At 63.4% G+C, this 17,641-nt stretch carries 14 protein-coding genes; 7 read left to right on the forward strand and 7 right to left on the reverse strand.

From position 1 onward, the window contains the following. The gene (gene ligA, locus BLP76_RS07210; RefSeq protein WP_092811036.1) at window positions 1-2,175 is read left to right on the forward strand and encodes an NAD-dependent DNA ligase LigA; all 2,175 of its coding nucleotides are present in this window, start codon (window positions 1-3) and stop codon (window positions 2,173-2,175) included. A 93-nt stretch (window positions 2,176-2,268) separates the two neighbouring features. On the opposite strand, the gene BLP76_RS07215 is transcribed toward ligA, so the two are convergent. Continuing rightward, window positions 2,269-2,526 (reverse strand): DUF1127 domain-containing protein, encoded by a 258-nt coding sequence (locus tag BLP76_RS07215; protein ID WP_092811038.1) that lies wholly within the window; start codon window positions 2,524-2,526, stop codon window positions 2,269-2,271. A gap of 135 nt (window positions 2,527-2,661) precedes the next feature. Here BLP76_RS07215 and BLP76_RS07220 point away from each other — a divergent pair, with 135 nt between their 5' ends. Then, complete coding sequence (locus BLP76_RS07220; RefSeq protein ID WP_092811040.1) at window positions 2,662-3,588, forward strand: LysR substrate-binding domain-containing protein; 927 nt, start codon at window positions 2,662-2,664, stop codon at window positions 3,586-3,588. Here BLP76_RS07220 and BLP76_RS07225 read toward each other — a convergent pair. Next, window positions 3,585-5,435: an aminopeptidase P family protein gene (locus BLP76_RS07225; protein ID WP_092811042.1), complete on the reverse strand. Its 1,851-nt coding sequence runs from the start codon at window positions 5,433-5,435 to the stop codon at window positions 3,585-3,587. The two genes, BLP76_RS07220 and BLP76_RS07225, sit on opposite strands and share 4 nt — an antisense overlap. A 144-nt stretch (window positions 5,436-5,579) precedes the next feature. Between BLP76_RS07225 and BLP76_RS07230 the strand changes: the two genes are divergently transcribed. Next, window positions 5,580-5,795, forward strand: a complete 216-nt coding sequence (locus BLP76_RS07230; protein ID WP_111328822.1) for a hypothetical protein — start codon at window positions 5,580-5,582, stop codon at window positions 5,793-5,795. Between the two features lie 37 nt (window positions 5,796-5,832). Here the strand turns inward: BLP76_RS07230 and BLP76_RS07235 are convergent, their stop codons facing one another. The 3 genes from BLP76_RS07235 to BLP76_RS07245 all read right to left on the reverse strand — a co-directional run bounded on the left by BLP76_RS07235 (window position 5,833) and on the right by BLP76_RS07245 (window position 11,093). Beyond that, window positions 5,833-6,696, reverse strand: coding sequence for a 50S ribosomal protein L11 methyltransferase (locus BLP76_RS07235; RefSeq protein WP_092811046.1), 864 nt, complete (start codon window positions 6,694-6,696; stop codon window positions 5,833-5,835). Then, window positions 6,693-8,558 carry a cation:proton antiporter gene (locus tag BLP76_RS07240; RefSeq protein ID WP_092811048.1) on the reverse strand — a complete coding sequence of 622 codons (1,866 nt, stop codon included), beginning with the start codon at window positions 8,556-8,558 and terminating at the stop codon, window positions 6,693-6,695. Before BLP76_RS07240 ends, BLP76_RS07235 begins: the two co-directional genes overlap by 4 nt. Before the next feature lie 126 nt (window positions 8,559-8,684). Then, complete coding sequence (locus tag BLP76_RS07245; protein WP_092811050.1) at window positions 8,685-11,093, reverse strand: ATP-dependent helicase; 2,409 nt, start codon at window positions 11,091-11,093, stop codon at window positions 8,685-8,687. Window positions 11,094-11,354: 261 nt separating this feature from the next. Between BLP76_RS07245 and BLP76_RS07250 the strand changes: the two genes are divergently transcribed. Both BLP76_RS07250 and BLP76_RS07255 read left to right on the forward strand, forming a co-directional pair. After that, entirely contained in the window at window positions 11,355-11,828 is a 474-nt protein-coding gene (locus BLP76_RS07250) for a GFA family protein (protein ID WP_092811052.1), read from the forward strand. Window positions 11,829-11,886: 58 nt separating this feature from the next. Then, on the forward strand, window positions 11,887-12,546 hold the full coding sequence (locus BLP76_RS07255; protein ID WP_111328823.1) for a cupin domain-containing protein: 660 nt from the start codon (window positions 11,887-11,889) through the stop codon (window positions 12,544-12,546). Between the two features lie 111 nt (window positions 12,547-12,657). Here BLP76_RS07255 and BLP76_RS07260 read toward each other — a convergent pair whose 3' ends face one another. Then, on the reverse strand, window positions 12,658-13,290 hold the full coding sequence (locus BLP76_RS07260; protein WP_092811054.1) for a PRC-barrel domain-containing protein: 633 nt from the start codon (window positions 13,288-13,290) through the stop codon (window positions 12,658-12,660). Between the two features lie 420 nt (window positions 13,291-13,710). On the opposite strand from BLP76_RS07260, the gene BLP76_RS07265 reads away from it, so the two are divergent. Continuing rightward, window positions 13,711-15,546, forward strand: coding sequence for a chloride channel protein (locus BLP76_RS07265; RefSeq protein ID WP_244514489.1), 1,836 nt, complete (start codon window positions 13,711-13,713; stop codon window positions 15,544-15,546). Between the two features lie 46 nt (window positions 15,547-15,592). Here the strand turns inward: BLP76_RS07265 and BLP76_RS07270 are convergent, their stop codons facing one another. Continuing rightward, window positions 15,593-16,081: a thioesterase family protein gene (locus BLP76_RS07270; RefSeq protein ID WP_092811058.1), complete on the reverse strand. Its 489-nt coding sequence runs from the start codon at window positions 16,079-16,081 to the stop codon at window positions 15,593-15,595. Window positions 16,082-16,193: 112 nt separating this feature from the next. On the opposite strand from BLP76_RS07270, the gene BLP76_RS07275 reads away from it, so the two are divergent. After that, complete coding sequence (locus BLP76_RS07275; RefSeq protein ID WP_092811060.1) at window positions 16,194-17,597, forward strand: FAD-binding oxidoreductase; 1,404 nt, start codon at window positions 16,194-16,196, stop codon at window positions 17,595-17,597. Window positions 17,598-17,641: the final 44 nt, after the last annotated feature.

Genomic DNA, 17,641 nt, shown 5'->3' on the forward strand with positions numbered 1-17,641 from the left:
ATGGCACCACGCTCCAAAAAGTCGTCGGAAGGCGAAGAGGCGCTTGCCGCCGAGCCGGTCGACAAGCTCACCCTGGAAGAGGCGCAGGCGGAACTCGCCCGGCTGGCGGTGGAGATCGCTGAGCATGACCGGCGCTATTACGAAGACGATGCGCCTTCGCTGTCCGATGCGGCCTATGATGCGCTCCGGCAGCGCAATGCGGCGATCGAGGCCCGTTTCCCGGAACTGAAGCGCAGCGATTCTCCTTCAGAGAAAGTCGGCGCAAAGCCATCCGGGCGCTTCGCCAAGGTGCGCCACAGCGTGCCGATGCTGTCGCTCGACAACGCCTTTTACGACGAGGACGTCCACGATTTCGCGGCGCGGATCCGGCGGTTTCTCGGGATGAAGCCGGAAGAGGCGATCGAGGTTCTGGCCGAGCCGAAGATCGACGGGCTGTCGGCCTCTCTGCGTTACGAAAACGGCGTTCTGGTGCGCGGCGCAACGCGCGGCGACGGCACCGAAGGCGAGGATGTCACCGCCAATCTCCGCACCATCGAGGATATTCCCGAACGGCTGCCGAAGGGTGCGCCGGAGGTGATGGAGGTGCGCGGCGAGGTTTATATGAGCCACGCCGATTTCGAAGCGCTCAACCAGCGCATGATGGAGGCGGGCGACCGTGTTTTCGCCAATCCCAGAAACGGCGCGGCCGGGTCGTTGCGCCAGCTCGATGCGAAAGTGACGGCGAGCCGGCCCTTGCGCTTCTTCGCCTATAGCTGGGGCGAGGTGACGGCGCTGCCGGCGGACACGCAATGGGGCGTGATGGAGGTGTTTCGCGACTGGGGGCTGCCGACGAACCCGTTCATGAAGCTCTGCGCCAATGTCGAAGAGGCGCTCGCGCATTATCGCCATATCGAGGCGGAGCGAGCGCTTCTCGGCTACGACATCGACGGTGTCGTCTACAAGGTGAACCGGCTCGACCTGCAGGAGCGTCTCGGCTTCGTGTCACGCTCGCCGCGCTGGGCGATCGCGCACAAATTCCCGGCAGAGAAGGCGACGACGGTTCTGGAAGGCATTGAGATCCAGGTCGGGCGCACCGGAGCGCTGACGCCGGTCGCCAAACTCAAGCCGGTCACCGTCGGCGGCGTCGTCGTTCAGAACGCGACGCTGCACAACGAGGATTACATCAAGGGGATCGGCCGCGACGGCGAGACGATCCGCGACGGCAAGGACATCCGTGTTGGCGATACGGTGACCATCCAGCGGGCCGGCGATGTCATTCCGCAGGTGCTCGACGTCGACCTTTCGAGGCGACCTGAGGATGCCAGGCCGTTCGATTTTCCGACGGAATGCCCGGAATGCGGTTCCGAGGCGGTGCGCGAACACGATCCCAAGACGGGGCGCACGGATGCCGTGCGGCGCTGCACGGGTGGTCTTATCTGTCCGGCGCAGGCGGTCGAGCGGCTCAAACACTTCGTCTCACGCGAGGCTTTCGACATCGAAGGTCTCGGCTCGAAACAGGTCGAGGCGTTCTGGCGGGACGGCCTCATCATGCATCCCTCCGATATTTTCACGCTTTCCGCCCGCGACGAACGTTCGCTCAAGAAGCTCAAGGATCGCGAGGGGTGGGGCGAGACGAGCGTGCGCAATCTCTTTGCGGCGATCGACGAAAGGCGGCAGATCTCGCTCAACCGCTTCATCTATGCGCTCGGCGTTCGCCATGTCGGCGAAACCAACGCCAAGCGGCTCGCACGCCATTACGGGACCGTCGAGGCGTTCGTGGAAGGGGCGCGCGCGGCAACGGATCAGGAAGGTCAGGCCTGGCAGGAGCTCAACGACATCGACGGCATCGGCCCGGTGGTGGCGGAAGCCATCGCCCAGTTCTTCGGCGAAGCGCACAATCTTGAAGAGATCGAGCGGCTTTTGCGCGAGGTGACGCCGGAAGAGGCGGAAAAGGTCGCCTCAGCCTCGCCCGTCGCCGGCAAGACCGTCGTCTTTACCGGCTCGCTCGAAAAGATGACCCGAGACGAGGCGAAAGCGATGGCGGAGCGACTTGGCGCGAAGGTGTCGGGGTCCGTCTCCGGCAAGACCGATCTCGTGGTCGCCGGCCCGGGCGCCGGCTCGAAGCTCAAGAAGGCGGCGGACCTTGGCGTCGAAGTCATCGACGAGGATGGCTGGTTCAAGCTGATCGGCGAATAGGAACGCCGACGAAGAAAGCGTCGAAGCGGACGGCGCGGCCCGGATTTTCGTCCGGAAAGCTTCCGCGCCGCCCGCAAAACCTATCTCGGGATATCAGGCTGGCCGGCATTGCGGCTTCCTCGCCGGCGCCTGACCCGGCCAGTCGATCGGCAGGAACAGGGCCGTCTTGAAGAGAAGCGCGTGAGGCTGCTGGGGCGGCAGCTCGTCGCTCGACAGCATTTTTGCGGCCACCTTGTCGACGTCGGCCGGATTGATGCCGATATCGTTGAGAAGGTCCGGCGACAGGCCCCGAAGCTCGTGGGCGGCGTTCCGCTTGCGGCGGGCCCGGAGAAGGTGCTGGATGAATTTCATTCATTGCCTCCATGAATATTGATCAGCCTTGCCTGCTGGCTGTGCCGATCGACTGAGGCTAAGGTAGTCGGACTGGCGCGGTTATTCGAACGCGCAGGATGCAAGAGAGCATGAATGAAATTCATGTGAGGTGTCATGGACGAAACGAAGCTCACGGCATTGCCGCCGCTGCACGCTCTGAGGAGCTTTCATGCGGCGGCCCAGTGCGGGCGCTTTCGCGATGCGGCGAGCGCTCTCGGGCTGACGGAATCGGCGATCAGCCACCAGGTGCGCAAGCTCGAGGATTATCTTGGGGTGCGGCTGTTCGAGAGACGGGGCAATGCGGTCCAGCTGACGGCTGCGGGCGCAAGTTACTTTGAGGATATCGATCCGGCCTTCGCAACCATCCGACGGGCAACCGAAAGGCTTGCAGGGCCTGGTGGGCGCGTGACGCTGACCTTGCCAACCTCGCTTGTCACGATGTGGCTGATCCCACGGCTGATGGAGCTCGAAGCGGCGCTGCCGGAGATCAAGCTGCAGCTTGCGCCGTCGAACCGCATCATCGATTTGAAGCGGGAACAGATCGATCTCGCCCTGCGGCACGGGAAGGGGAGCTGGCCCGGCATCGCCTCGGTGCATCTCTTCAACGAGCAGACTTTTCCGGTCTGCAAGACCGGCCTTTTGCCGAAGAACGCCGATCCGCAGGAGGCGCTGCGATCGGTCCGCCTCATCGTCAACGCCTTCCACAAGGAAGAATGGGTGGAATGGGCGCAGGCGCGTCAGATCGAGCCGCCCGCACTCGACAATGCGATGGTTTTCGACGGCACGGAACAGATCATCGAGGCGGTGGCGGGCGGTGTCGGGCTCGGCATCGGACGCCGGCCGATGATCGATCGCTGGATCGATGACGGCCGGGTGGAGGCGCCTTTCGGCACGGCCGATGAAAGCGGCTATGCCTATTATCTCGCCTGGCGCGACGATACCGAGCTCAGCGTCCCAGCGCGCCAGGTGGCGCGCTGGTTCGTTGTTGCCTGCAAGGGCAAGAAGGCCGCTGAGGAGATGTTCGCTCCGGTCTCCGCTTAGCGGACGATCGGGCGGCAGGATTCCTCGAGGAACTTGCGCTCCGCGTCGGTGTAATGCGGCCAGAAGGAGATGCTTGCCCGCACCCGCGCGTGATAGAGGTCGAGCCAGGCGATCTCGGCTGCCGTCAGAAGTGCCGGCGAGATCAGGCGGCGATCGATCGGCGCGAACGAAATCGTCTCAAACGAGAGCATCGGCCTGTCGCCGCCGACCGGGACTTTTGGCTCCCGCACGACGATCAGGTTTTCGATGCGGATGCCGAAATCGCCAGCGCGATAATAGCCCGGCTCGTTGGAGACGATCATGCCGGGCTCGAGCGCCACATGGCCGCTCTTGGCGATGCGCTGCGGGCCCTCATGGACGGCGAGGAAGGAGCCGATGCCATGGCCGGTGCCGTGATCGAAGTCGAGACCGGCCTGCCAAAGAGGCGTGCGTGCCAGGACGTCGAGCTGGGCGCCGGACGTCTCCTTCGGGAAATTCGCCATGGCAAGCGCGATATGGCCCTTGAGGACGCGCGTGAAGCGGTCGCGATAGAGCGTCAGGCGATCGCAAGTCGCTTCCTCGCCCACCAGCACGGTGCGCGTGATGTCGGTGGTGCCGTCGCGATATTGCGCACCGGAATCGATGAGATAGAGCTCGCCGACTTGAAGCGTGCGGTTGCTCTTCTCGGTGACGCGGTAATGGTTCATCGCCGCGTTCGGTCCCGTCGAGGAGATGGAATCGAACGACACATCTTCGAGCTTGGAGCCGTCGAGCTCGGCCGTTTCGGTGCGGATCTCTTCGAGCTTCTTCGCCGCGTCGATCTCGCTCACGCTGCCTGCCGGCTGGGCCTGAAGCCAGGCGAGGAAGCGGGTGACGGCGACGCCGTCACGAATATGGGCGGCGCGGCTGCCGGCGATTTCGGCGGCATTCTTGCGGGCCTTGGGGAGCGCGATTGGGTCGGAGGCTTCGACGATCTCCGCGCCGCCTTCCTCGACGAGAAGCGCGACGGCTTCAGCCGAGCCCGCCGCATCATAAAGGGCCTTTGTTCCCTTTCCGAGAGCGCGCAGAGCGTCGGCGAATTCGGCCGGCTCACGGAGGCCAGCGAGGTCCGCGAGCGCGTCACGCACCGCATTGGAGAGCTTGCGCCCGTCGATGAAAAGGTCCGGCGCCTTGTCCTGGTGGACGATCGCGAAGGAGAGCGCGAGCGGCGTGTGCGGAACGTCGCTGCCGCGAATATTGAACAGCCAGGCGATCGACGAGGGATCGGTCAGGACGACGGCCTGGGCCCGACGCTTGGCGAGGGCTTCCTTCTGCTCGGCGATCTTTTCGGCCGCGCTCCGCCCGGCGAGTTCGTCGGGGTGCAGACGGACGGCGCCCGTCGGCGTGTCAGGGCGATCGCTCCAGGCGAGATCGATCGGGTTTTCTGAGAGCGCTACGAGTTCGGCGCCGGCATTTTCGAGCTTCGCCGCCATGGAGCGGCGCTGGCTCCTCGTCGTGAGCCAGGGATCGAAGCCGATGCGGTCGCCTTCCTTGATCTTTTCGACGAGCCAGTCCGTCGGGCTCTTGTCGCCGATGAAGACGACTTCGAAGGCGTCCTTGTCGACCTGCGCGGCCGCCTGCACGGTGTAGCGGCCATCGACGAAGAGCGCGGCTTCGTCGGCAAGCACGATGGCGGTGCCGGCCGATCCGGTAAAGCCTGTCAGCCAGGAAAGCCGCTCGGCCGCGGGCGGAACATATTCGCTCTGGTGCTCGTCGGCCCGCGGAACGATGAAGCCCGCGAGTTTCTGCTCTTGGAGAGAGGTGCGCAGCGCGGCCAACCGTTCAGCCGAATGGGTGGCGTCGCTCTTGTCGTCATAGGTCTGAAACATGGCTTTCCTTACCAGCGGGCGCCGTCACGCGCCACTCTCGGCAGAGCTGCGACAGGCGAGGGGCTGACATGCGGGTGACGGCATTTTCGATCGCCGCGTTGAAGCGTATTTCGCACCCGAAGTTGCAACCGGGACTTGTGCATCATGTCTCTCACTTTCGATCAGAGCGGCCATCTCGCACATCGGTCCAGACCAGCGCTGTGGCGGCGTATTCTGGATCGGCTGATGGCGGCACGGCTTGCCGAAGCACAGCACGCGGTGAACCTCTGTCTTTCGAAGCTCGACGATGACGAGCTTGCGCGTCTTGGCTATCGCCGCACCGACCTTGCGGCGATGCGGGACCGTTCGTCGCGGTTCTGATTTTCCGACCAGGTGACCGCCGCACCCGCAGCGTCGGTCACATGCGGTGCGACAGGACGAGCACGCTCCACTCGCCGAAGCGTCGATGTGTCTCGAGAGCAAAGCCCTGATTGCGGTAGGCCGCCGTCACGCGCGAGGCCTGGCTGTTGAGAATGCCGGAGAGCACCACGACGCCGTCCGTTTCGCTGGCGCGCGCCATTTCCGGCGCGAGCGCAATCAGAGGTGCGGCCAGAATATTGGCGACGATCAGATCATAAGGTGCGCAGGCGGCGATCCTCGGATGGCGCAAGCCCATGGCGGTCATGGTCTCGACGAGATGGCCGACGCCGTTGAGGCAGGCGTTTTCTGCCGCGATTTTTGTTGCGATCGGATCGATATCTGAGGCGAGAACGGGCTCACGCAAGAGCCTGGCGAGCGCGATCGCCAGGAGACCGGTGCCCGTGCCGACATCGAGCGGACGGTCGAAGCGCCGGTATTTCAGCAATTCGTCGAGCGTTTCCAGGCAGCCGAGCGTCGTTGCGTGATGACCGGTGCCGAAGGCCTGGCCGGCATCGATTTCGATCCCCGTCCGTCCGGCCGGTATGGCGCCGCGATCATGGGCGCCATAAACGACGAAGCGCCCGGCCGGGACGGGCGCAAGTCCCTTCAACGACTGAGCCACCCAATCGGTCTCAGGAAGGATTTCGATGTCGAATTTCGATGCGTCCGCGCCGAGGGCGTCGCTGAGTCTCGCTCCGAGCGGGTCGAGTTCGTCGCCTTCGAGATAGAGTTCGACCTGCCAGTCCGTACCGGCTTCGCTCAAGGCGACGACGCCGCCTTCCTCTTCAAACGCCGCGTCGAGCCGATCCGAGAGAAGCTCCGCTTCCTCCCGGCCGCCTTTGAAACTGATACGTGCCGTCATGTCTTGGTTTTGTCTGTCTCTCGCTGGACCTTGCGACGCACGGATTTTTCCGTCGTGCGGTCCTGGTTTTCTGTCTCTGGCGGCACCATCGCAAGGATGCGCCCGGCATTCGAGGCGGCACGCTCCTGCGCCTGTTCAGCGAAAAAGAGGCTGCCATCGGGTGCGACATACAACAGAATCTCCAGATCGTCGCCGCGCTCGTTGCGATAATCCTCGAAGGTGTATTCCTTCGTGAGCGGGGTCGATTGGATCTTCCAGCCGCTCGAAAGGCGCCGCTCGAGTTCCCAGTAGGAAACGCCGGAGGCGAGCAGGGGACGGCCGCCGACCGTGACGGCCATGTTCTTCTTGCTGCCTGAATCCTCGTCGCGCTGACGGCCGATCTGAAAGACGTCGGTGCGGCCGAAATGCGGGCCGAAATCGGTGCAGACGAGGGCGTTGTAGGCGTCGTTGTCAGTCGCTGCGATGAGGTAGTCGTAGCGGTTGAACTCGACGGAGAATTCCGCGGGCTCCGAGAGGATTTCGCCGTAATAGGTCGGGATTTCCGTCTGGCGCAAAAGGCGCAGGCGCGACCAGTTGCGGTCGGCCACCATCGTCGGGATCTTCATCTCCTTGAGGCGGGCCGTCAGCGCCTTTGTGAAGTTCGATGCGCCGACGACGAGGATCCCCGAGCGGCGATCGGCAGCAAGACCCAGATGGCGCGCCAGCCAGGGGAGGGTGAAGCCGTGGACGACAACGGTGACGAAGACGAGCGCGAAGGTGATCGGCACCATCAGCGGGCCGTCGTCGACGCCGATCGCAGCAAGTTCCGTTCCAAACAAACCTGCGACCGCGACCGCCACGATACCGCGCGGGGCGATCCAGCCGACGAGCAGGCGTTCTGAGAGTTTGAGTCCACTGCCGATCGTTGCCACGAGCACGGAGAGCGGCCGCACGACGAGAAGCAGGACGACGATGAAGGCTGCGAGGCGCCAATTGAGGGCCGTGAGATCCGCCCAGGTGAGCGTCGCCGTGAGCAGCACGAAGACGCCCGAGACGAGGAGGACCGTCATCGTCTCCTTGAAGCGCTTCAGTTCGTCGAGGCTCGCGATGCGGGAATTGCCGAGCGTGATGCCGAGAACGGTTACGGCGACGAGGCCCGCTTCGGCCACCAAAAGATCGGTCGCGGCATAGGCGACGAGAACTGCCGCCAGGATGAGAGGCACTTTCAGGTATTCGGGCACCCAGCCGCGGGAGAAGACGGTGACGAGACCCCGGCCGAGAAGATAGGCGCCGGCGAGCGCCACGACGGCCGCCGCGACGATCGACATGGCGAAGTCGGAAAAAGCCTGCTCGTGATGGTTGATGAGAATGACTTCGAAGGCCAGAACCGCAAACAGGGCGCCGATCGGGTCGTTGATGATGGCTTCCCAGCGCAGAAGGGATGCTGGTCGCTGGGCAAGCCGGGCCTGGCGCAGAAGCGGCATGATGACGGTCGGACCCGTCACCACGAAGAGGCCGGAAAGAACCGTCGCCGTCGGCCAGCTGAGATCGCCCACGAAATGTGCGGCGATCGTGCCGAGGAGGAAGGCGAGCGGCCCACCCAACAGGACGAGGCGCCGCACACCCATCGAAGTCTCTCGGATCTCGTGGAAATGCAGAGTCAGGCCGCCTTCGAACAGAATGATGGCGACGGCAACCGCGATGATCGGGCGCAAGAAGTCGCCGAAATCCGATTCCGGATCGATGAGGCCTAGCCCCGGTCCGATCAAAAGACCGGCGAGCGACAGGACGACGATCGCAGGCAGGCTGAAACGCCAGGACAGCCATTGGGCGGCAATGCCGGTGGCGCCGATCAGCGCAATCTCGGTGATGATGTCGTGCATGAACCCGCTCTGCGCTGGAAGAGCGGGATTAAAGAGCAACTGCAGCCGCTTTCAAGCGCCGTTGGCGGAACTTTCGTCGAAAGTCTTTTGCTCAGAAGGCGGTTTGGACAGCTTGGACCTGCTTGCTCAGGTCGCTTCGACAAAACTGTCGACCACGCGCTTGCGGCCGGATTTTTCGAAATCGATCGTGAGTTTGTTGCCGTCGATCGTGTGGATGGTGCCGTAGCCGAATTTCTGGTGGAAGACGCGCTCGCCGACCGAATAGCGGCTCGTGCCGCCGATCACCGATTTGGCGACGAGTTCTCCTTCAAGTGTCGTCGGCCCGCGCCCGGTGCGGTTTCTCGGATCGGCGCGATCCCGGTTGGATTTCGCGCGCTGCCATCCCGGCGTCCGATAGGCGGAATCGAAGGGCTCCATCCGCTCGAAGCGTGAGCCGCCGTAGCCGCCCGACCCATAATGACCGGCACCGCCATAGCCGCCGTAGCTTGCAGGCTCGGCCACTTCGACGTGGTCTTCCGGCAGATCGTCGATGAAGCGCGAGGGCAGGGTGGACTGCCACAGGCCATGCACGCGGCGATTGCCGACGAACCAGATGGTGGCGTGGCGGCGGGCGCGCGTGAGGCCGACATAAGCGAGGCGGCGTTCCTCTTCGAGGCCGGCCTTGCCGCTTTCGTCGAGGGCGCGCTGGTGCGGGAAGAGGCCTTCCTCCCAGCCGGGCAGATAGACGACGTCGAATTCGAGCCCTTTGGCCGAATGCAGCGTCATAATGGAGACGGCTTCTTCCGTCTCGCCCCCCTCGGTGTCCATGACGAGCGAGACATGCTCCAGGAAGCCGCCGAGGGAATCGTATTCGCCGAGGTTGTTGACGAGTTCCTTGAGGTTTTCGAGCCGGCCCGGAGCTTCCGGCGAGCGGTCGCGTTGCCACATTTCGATGTAGCCGGATTCCTCCAGGATGATTTCGGCGAGTTCCGGATGCGGCGTGTGCTCCAGCATCTCCGACCAGCGCGCGAAATTTCGAACGAGATCGCCGAGCGCCTGGCGCTGGCGCGGCTTGATCTCTTCCGTTGCCGCGAGCTCTCCGGCCGCCGCGAGAAGAGGGATGTCGCGGCTGCGTGCATGAGAATGGATGAGCTGGATGGTGGCCGCACCCAGGCCGCGCTTCGGCGTGTTGACGATGCGCTCGAAGGCGAGCCCGTCGGCCGGATTTTGCGTGACGCGCAAATAGGCGAGCGCATCGCGGATCTCCATGCGCTCGAAGAAGCGCGGGCCGCCGATAACCCGGTAGGGAAGGCCGAGCGTGACGAAGCGATCTTCGAATTCGCGCATCTGGAACGATGCGCGCACCAGGATGGCAATCTCATTGAGGGAGATGCCCTGGCGCTGCTTTCGTTCGATGTCTTCGCCGATCGAGCGGGCCTCTTCGGAGGAATCCCAGCCGGAGGCGACGAGAACCGGCGCGCCCATCTCGTCGGTTGCTGGAAACAGTGTCTTACCGAGACGGCTCTCGTTCTGGGCTATGAGGCATGACGCGGCCGCGAGGATATGGCCTGTCGACCGGTAATTGCGCTCCAGGCGGATCACCTTGGCGCCGGGAAAATCATGATCGAAGCGCAGGATGTTGGCGACTTCGGCGCCGCGCCAGCCATAGATCGACTGATCGTCGTCACCCACGCAGCAGATATTGGCGCGCTCGCCTTCCGGGCGCTGGGCGAGGAGGCGCAGCCAGAGATATTGTGCGACGTTGGTATCCTGATACTCGTCGACGAGAATGTAGCGGAAGCGCTGCTGGAAGCTCTCGAGCACATCGGGATGCTCGCGGAAGAGCCGCACGCACTCCGTCAGAAGATCCCCGAAATCGACGGCGTTCAGCGTCTTCAGGCGTTCCTGATAGGCGGTGTAGAGCTCGCGCCCGCGCCCATTGGCAAAAGCGTAAGCTTCGGAATCCGGAATCTTGTCAGGCGACAAGCCGCGGTTCTTCCAGCCATCGATGAGGTTGGCGAGCTGGCGTGCGGGCCAGCGCTTGTCGTCGAGACCGGCGGCCTGGATCACCTGCTTCATCAGCCGGATCTGGTCATCCGTGTCGAGGATGGTGAAATCGGAGCGAAGGCCGACGAGTTCGCCGTGGCGGCGCAGGATCTTGACACCGATCGAGTGAAAGGTGCCGAGCCACGGCATGCCCTCGGTCTGCTCGCCGCCGATCAAGGCGCCGATCCGCACCTTCATCTCGCGCGCGGCCTTGTTGGTAAAAGTGACCGCGAGGATCTGGGAGGGAAAGGCGCGGCGCGAGGCGAGGATGTGCGCGATGCGCGTCGTCAGAACCCGGGTCTTGCCCGTGCCGGCGCCGGCGAGCACCAGAAGCGGGCCTTCGGTCGTCTCCACCGCATCGCGCTGCTCGGGATTGAGGCCTTGCAGATAGCGCGCGGGAGAGGAGACCTGCGCCGCCTGGGCGCGCGCAGCGATCCCGCCCGCCCGCGGAGCAGGCGTCTGCGGGTCGAACAAGGGATCGTCGTGTCGGTCGGCGTTTGAATGGGTCATCAGGTTTCGATTCGCTTAAGCCCAAGATAGGGCAACGATCCCTGTCTTGCGAGGCGATGGCCTGGCTGCGGGATTGTACTGTTGTTCTTGTCTCGTTCTCTGCGTCTGCCGACCAAGTCGCAAGGGGGCTGTGCAAAAAAATGCGTATTGCTTGCCGTAGCTGTTGCTCATGATCGAGCCGTGAGGAGGGGAGCGCCGAACCTTGGAAGGTTCTTCGTTCGACCGCACGTGCCTGCGAGGTTGAGGGTTTGAGGGAAAGATATGAATGTGGAGCTTGAAGGGGGATGCTCCTGCAAGGAGGTGCGTTACCGGCTCAGATCGCGGCCGATGTTCGTGCATTGCTGCCACTGCCGGGATTGCCAACACGAGACGGGCAGCGCCTTTGTCCTCAATGCGCTCATCGAACGCGATCGGATCGCGTTCTTAAAGATAGAGCCGGTCGTCATAACGCTGCCGACGGCGAGCGGGCTTCCTCACGACGTCTATCGCTGCCCGAACTGCCAGATTGCGTTGTGGAGCGATTACGGACGCCGCGGTGTTTTGAGCTTCCTGCGGGTCGGAACGCTCGACGCTCCGCATGTGTTCGTGCCGGACGTCCATATCTACACGCGCTCGAAAGTTCCGTGGCTCGAATTGCCGGCGAATGTCCCGGCTTTTGAGGAATATTACGATCTCGAGGAGGTGTGGCCGGCCGCCAGCCTGGCGCGCCGAGATGCGCTTCTCAAGACAGCCTAGCGAACTCATCCGCCTTTCTCTGCATTGGAGTTGAGAAACCCAAGAGCGGAGACATTGCATGGCAACGCACGATCTCGATCTCAGCGTCGCAGTCGAATCCTATGATTTTGAACCTTCGAGCGGCATTCCCAACAGCAGGCTGCCGACGCTCATCTATCGGGGCGGTCTCGACGAGCCGGTCCGCATGGCCGGGGCGGCGGACACGATCCTGACGCGGAATATGTGGCAGGGCGTGTGGGTCTGGTCGATCTATCCGTACTGGCACTTCCATACCAAGGGCCATGAAGTGCTCGCCTGCGTGTGCGGCTCGGCCCGCGTCGGGCTCGGGGGCGATGACGGCATCGAGACCGATCTCAACGCCGGCGACGTGGTCGTCATTCCCGCCGGCGTCGGCCACAAGAGATTGTCGGCGACGGAGGATTTTTCGGTCGTCGGCGCTTATCCGCCGGGGCAGGAGGGCGACATTACCAAGCCTGAAGAGATTGATTTCGAGGAGGCCAGGAAGAAGGCGGCAAGCGTGCCGCTTCCCGACACCGATCCGATCTATGGCCGGGAAGGTCCGCTCTTTCAGTATTGGAAACTCCGTGCGGCGGATGTGGGCGAGCACGCCTCTTCCGAGCACGAAGCGGCAGCTGAAGGCGAAGGGGCGAGCGAGACTTCTGAAATCCATGAGGAGAGGAGCGTCACCGACAAGTCCGGGGCGACCAGCGAGAAATAGAAAGAAGGCTGGTGGGGGAGTCAGCTATCCGGCCGACGCCACGCTCCCACACAAAAAAATGCCGCCCGCAGGGTGCGGACGGCATCTTTCAAATCCGAAGAGGGTTGCGGCTTAGTTCGACTGAGCCGGTTCGCCGGTCGCCGGGGCACCGCCCGTGCTGGTACCCATGCCGCCGCTCTCAGTCTGCGACTGCTGGGCCGCGGCATCGGCCTGCGCCTTCTGATCGTCGAGGTCGACGAAGTCCGGGGCAGCTTCAAGCGCCTCCTTGGAGCCATCGATCACGAGGTGCAGGTCGCCATCTTCATCGTTCTGCACGTCGATTTCACTGAACTTGATCGCGACATCTTTCTCGCCGATGCCGAGGAAGCCGCCAACGCCGATGATCGCGCCGTCAACTCCGCCGTCCTTCGTGAAGAGGAGGTCGTTGATGTCGCCCACCGCCTCGTCGCTTTGATTGTAGACGGTCTGGCCGATATAGCTGCTCGCCTTGACCTGATCTTGGCTCTGCTCGGTCAGGAAGACAGAGGAATCCATCGGCTTCGCAGGAGCTTCGGCGGTCTCGCCGGTCGGGGCGCTCATGCTGTCGTTCGGCTGGGCTTCCATCCCGCCAGCGGGGGCCTTGTCCGGGCTCGCCGGCTGTTCCGCCATCGGCTGGTTGGTGGTGTCGGTGTCATTCGTCTGCGCCATCGCGCCGGTCGCCATCATTGCCGAGATGGCCGTCGTTGCCAAAAGCTTCTTCAACATTCTCACTCTCCCTGTTTGGGGCGCGCCTGGGTGGCGGCTCGCCCCGTCTGTGTAGTGGGAGGGCAATGCCGTGACGGCTAAAGGGTTCGTTCAAATAACGTTGCGAAACCCGCACAAAATGTGATCGCTTCCGTGGGAACCCTTTCGGCTCCCGGTCACGCTCCTTCGGCCGCTTCGCCTTCTCTCGCTGTGCCGAAACATGCTGGGGGCCGCGGGGCTCCGTTTGGAATTGCGCTCTGATCATTCCGCCCGCTGTCAGCGATCGCGCATGGGAGAAGGCCGGTTCGCAGCCTTGACCTTGCAGCTTGCTTGGGTGCAGGAGACGGGGGCTTCCCGGTGCCCGCGACAGATTAACCTCTTGTTCTTCTCAGTGTGACGCTCCGTTCGGAAGCGGCACCCGAGATGGAAAGAAGCGAGATCGTGACCGACACTTCGGCCGAGGCGAAGCCGACAAATTCAGCGCCAGTTTCCGCGTCCGGTACGGAAGAAGAGAGCCAGGAACGCGTCTTGAGCGCTCCCGCATTGTGTGTGGTCGCGTTCACAATCGGTGTGGTGGCTGCCGTTGGCGCCGTTCTCTTTCGCTACATGATCGCCTTCGTGCACAATCTGGCTTTCAACGGGCGCATCAGCTTCTTTTATGACGCCAACCATTTCGAGGCGGCGAGCGTCTGGGGCCCCTTCATTATTCTCGCGCCGATCATCGGCGGCCTCGTCGTCGTCTTTCTGGTGAAGACGTTTGCGCCGGAGGCGAAGGGCCACGGCGTTCCAGAAGTGATGTACGCCGTCTACCACAACAACGGAAATGTGCGCGGCGTCGTGGCGATCGTGAAATCGATCGCCTCCGCCATCTCCATCGGCAGCGGCGCCTCGGTCGGTCGCGAAGGACCGATCATTCAGATCGGTGCCTCGTTCGGCTCGACGATCGCGCGCACGTTGCGGCTGCCGCGCTGGCAGAAGATCACGATGCTTGCCGCCGGCGCCGGTGCGGGCATCGCGGCGACATTCAACACGCCCCTCGGCGGTGTTCTCTTTGCCGTTGAGCTCCTCCTGCCGGAGGTGAGTGGGCGCACCTTCTTGCCGGTCGTCGTGGCGACGGCGACGGCGACCTATATCGGCCGCATCGCGCTCGGTCTTGACCCCGCATTCTTCGTGCCGCTTTCCGCGGTCGACCCCCAGCACGCAATCAATCTCGCGGAGCTCGTCGGCTTTGCGGTTCTCGGTCTCCTTGCGGGCGTCGCCTCCTGGGCGTTCATCCGCTTCCTCGCCCTCTGTGAGGATTTCTTTCCGAAGCTGCCGGGCAACGATTACACGCGCAACATCATCGGCATGACGCTGATCGGGCTGCTCGCCTACGGCTTTTTCGTCACGACGGGGCAGTACCACACGGCCGGCGTCGGCTATGCCACGATCCAGTCGATCGTGAGCGAGAGCAATTACAGCTACACGCTCTTCCTTCTCGTCGCCCTGTTGATCGGCAAGCTGGTGGCGACGAGCGTCAGCCTCGGTGCGGGAGCCTCAGGCGGGGTCTTTTCTCCTTCTCTCTTCATCGGCGCGACGCTCGGCGGCGCCGTCGGTGCGCTCGGCGCGTGGCTCTTCCCGGGCGAGGGCTTCAACATGGCCGAATTTGCCGTCGTCGGCATGGGCGCGCTCGTGGGGGGTGCGACCGGGGCCTCGATGACGGCGATCGTCATGATCTTCGAGATGACGCGCGACTATAATGTGATCGTCCCGCTGGTCCTGGCGGTGGCGCTGTCGGTCGGCGTGCGGCGCTGGTTCATTGCGGCCGACATTTACACGATCAAGCTGCGCAATCGCGGCCGCCCGATCCCGTCGGTGCGGCACACGAACATGTATCTGGTGCAGCAGGCGCGCGATCTGATGAACCGCAATTTCGTCGTGCTGCCTGCCGCCACGAGCGTGCGGGATGCGATCAAGCTCGTCGGCGAGGAGGGTCAGCGCAGGCATGTCGTCGTCAGCGAGGATGGCCGGATTGTCGGGTATGCCCGCTTCGGTTCTGTGCTCTACGCGCCGTCGATCCGAGCCGATCAGACGCTTGCCGATATCATCTCCGACGATTTCGTCGTCGCGCCGGAAAACAACATTCTCAATTCCATCATCACGCGCATGAACCGGCGCGCGCGCTCCTTCGCGATCGTCGTGCGGGCAGGCGTCGTGGTGCCGCGTCCGGAGGATGTGGTGGGTATCATCGATTCTCCGGAGATCGCCGGGGCGGTCATCCGCAACCACTATTCCTGATTGCCTGACAAACTGATTCAGCCCTCGATTCCAGGGAACTGATCCGTCAGCGTTTATCGAGTGTGATCGCCGCGCCTGCGCTCTCCGGCCAGGGGAGTTTCCGGTGGGCCTCGAAGGCGGCTTCGATGTTTGCCCGAATGTCCGGTGGAAAGACGGCCGCGCGCCGAGCGGTCATGTCGACATGCAGATGCAGATGCTCCGACGTGGCGGCCACAAAGCCCTCGGCCGCATCCCGGAGTTCCATGTAGCTGCGCACCCGCTTGTCGTCGGCGGAGAGGAGCTGCCAGGTCGCGGCGACTTTTGCGCCGGCTTTCAGTTCGCGCAGATAACGCACATGCATTTCGACCGCGAAGAAGGAGGCGTCATGCGCCTGCCGGTAATCGGGGCCGAGGCCGAGCGCTTCGAAGGCTTCGTCGATGCCGCGGTCGAAAAGCAGGACGTAATACGCGACGTTCATATGGCCGTTGTAATCGATCCAGGCATCCTCGACGGTCTGCGTCGTCACCTGGAACGGAGCCTCAATTGTCCTGGACATAAGCCACCTTTTTTCGCATTGCAGGGGATAGTCGCGCCGCCCGAGAGCCAGCGCGGCAACTTGTTATGCTTTCAACAAGCTTGAGGATTTGCTCCGGCATCGGGAGCCGAATATGGCCATCGCAGACGCGCTTTCTCGCAACGAAGACGGTATTGCTACCGCGCTTGGTATTCTCGCACAGCGTTTTGGGGAGCGCTTTTCCACCTCCGCCGCGGTGCGTGAGCAGCACGGCCACACCACGACCTGGATCACCAATCAGCCGCCCGACGGCGTGGTCTTCGTGCATTCCACGGAGGAAGTCGCCGAAGTGGTGCGTGTCTGCGCCGAGCATCATGTGCCGATCATCCCGTTCGGGACGGGATCGTCTCTTGAAGGCCATCTCAACGCCCCGGCGGGCGGCGTCTCGATCGACCTGTCGGCGATGAACCGAATCCTCGCCGTGCATCCCGAAGATCTCGATTGCGTCGTCGAGCCGGGCGTTACGCGCAAGAAGCTGAACGAGCATCTGCGCGACACCGGGCTTTTCTTTCCGATCGATCCGGGGGCGGATGCGAGCCTCGGCGGCATGGCCTCGACGCGTGCTTCAGGGACCAATGCGGTCCGCTACGGTACCATGAAGGACAATGTCCTCAACCTCACAGCCGTCATGCCGGATGGCGCAATCGTGCGCACGGCGCAGAGGGCCAAGAAAACCTCGGCCGGTTACGATCTGACCCGACTTCTGGTGGGAGCGGAAGGCACGCTCGGCGTCATCACCGAATTGACGTTGCGGCTGCAGGGAATTCCCGAGGCGATCTCGGCCGGCGTGTGCAGCTTTCCGGATGTCGAATCGGCCTGCAATACCGTCATTGCGACCATCCAAAGCGGGATCCCGATGGCGCGGATCGAGCTCCTCGACACGCTGCAGATGCGTGCGTGCAATGCCTATTCGAAGCTCGATTACCCCGAGGCGCCGACGCTCTTCCTGGAATTCCACGGCACTACGGCCGGCGTGAAGGAGCAGGCGGAACTCTTTGGCGAGATCGCCGAGGAATTCGGCGGCGGCAATTTCTCCTGGACGACGCATCAGGAGGATAGAGCCAAGCTCTGGCAGGCACGTCACGACGCCTATTGGGCGGCAATCTCGCTGCGTCCGGGGACGAAGGCCTTCGCAACGGATGCCTGCGTTCCGCTTTCCAGGCTGGCCGATTGTGTGCGCGGAACGATGGACGACATCGCCGAGCTTGGCCTCATCGCACCCATCGTCGGCCATGTCGGCGACGGCAATTTCCATGTGTCGGCTTTGATCGACATGAACGATCCCGCGGAACTCGAAAAGGCGCAGCAGCTTTCGGCGCGCATCAGTGCCCGAGCGATCGGGATGGATGGAACATGCACCGGTGAACACGGGATCGGTCAGGGCAAACGCGCCTATCTGGAGCAGGAGCTCGGTCCCGCTCTCGATGTCATGCGTGCGGTCAAGCGCGCGATCGATCCGCAGAACATCATGAATCCGGGTAAGATCATCCGTCTCTAGATCGGATTGAGACCGTCGCGGAGACGGGCGGAGAGGGAGAGTTG

Source organism: Afifella marina DSM 2698 (assembly GCF_900102695.1).
Lineage (GTDB): Bacteria > Pseudomonadota > Alphaproteobacteria > Rhizobiales > Afifellaceae > Afifella > Afifella marina.

What these genes read in the sequence shown, in the direction of transcription:
- BLP76_RS07235 (WP_092811046.1), bottom strand. Translation starts at nt 6,696, where the DNA reads ATGACGGCACGTATCAGTTTCAAAGGCGGCCGGGAGGAAGCGGAGCTT.
- BLP76_RS07250 (WP_092811052.1), top strand. Translation starts at nt 11,355, where the DNA reads ATGAATGTGGAGCTTGAAGGGGGATGCTCCTGCAAGGAGGTGCGTTAC.
- BLP76_RS07215 (WP_092811038.1), bottom strand. Translation starts at nt 2,526, where the DNA reads ATGAAATTCATCCAGCACCTTCTCCGGGCCCGCCGCAAGCGGAACGCC.
- BLP76_RS07225 (WP_092811042.1), bottom strand. Translation starts at nt 5,435, where the DNA reads ATGTTTCAGACCTATGACGACAAGAGCGACGCCACCCATTCGGCTGAA.
- BLP76_RS07255 (WP_111328823.1), top strand. Translation starts at nt 11,887, where the DNA reads ATGGCAACGCACGATCTCGATCTCAGCGTCGCAGTCGAATCCTATGAT.
- BLP76_RS07270 (WP_092811058.1), bottom strand. Translation starts at nt 16,081, where the DNA reads ATGTCCAGGACAATTGAGGCTCCGTTCCAGGTGACGACGCAGACCGTC.
- BLP76_RS07230 (WP_111328822.1), top strand. Translation starts at nt 5,580, where the DNA reads ATGTCTCTCACTTTCGATCAGAGCGGCCATCTCGCACATCGGTCCAGA.
- BLP76_RS07260 (WP_092811054.1), bottom strand. Translation starts at nt 13,290, where the DNA reads ATGTTGAAGAAGCTTTTGGCAACGACGGCCATCTCGGCAATGATGGCG.
- BLP76_RS07240 (WP_092811048.1), bottom strand. Translation starts at nt 8,558, where the DNA reads ATGCACGACATCATCACCGAGATTGCGCTGATCGGCGCCACCGGCATT.
- BLP76_RS07220 (WP_092811040.1), top strand. Translation starts at nt 2,662, where the DNA reads ATGGACGAAACGAAGCTCACGGCATTGCCGCCGCTGCACGCTCTGAGG.
- ligA (WP_092811036.1), top strand. Translation starts at nt 1, where the DNA reads ATGGCACCACGCTCCAAAAAGTCGTCGGAAGGCGAAGAGGCGCTTGCC.
- BLP76_RS07275 (WP_092811060.1), top strand. Translation starts at nt 16,194, where the DNA reads ATGGCCATCGCAGACGCGCTTTCTCGCAACGAAGACGGTATTGCTACC.
- BLP76_RS07245 (WP_092811050.1), bottom strand. Translation starts at nt 11,093, where the DNA reads ATGACCCATTCAAACGCCGACCGACACGACGATCCCTTGTTCGACCCG.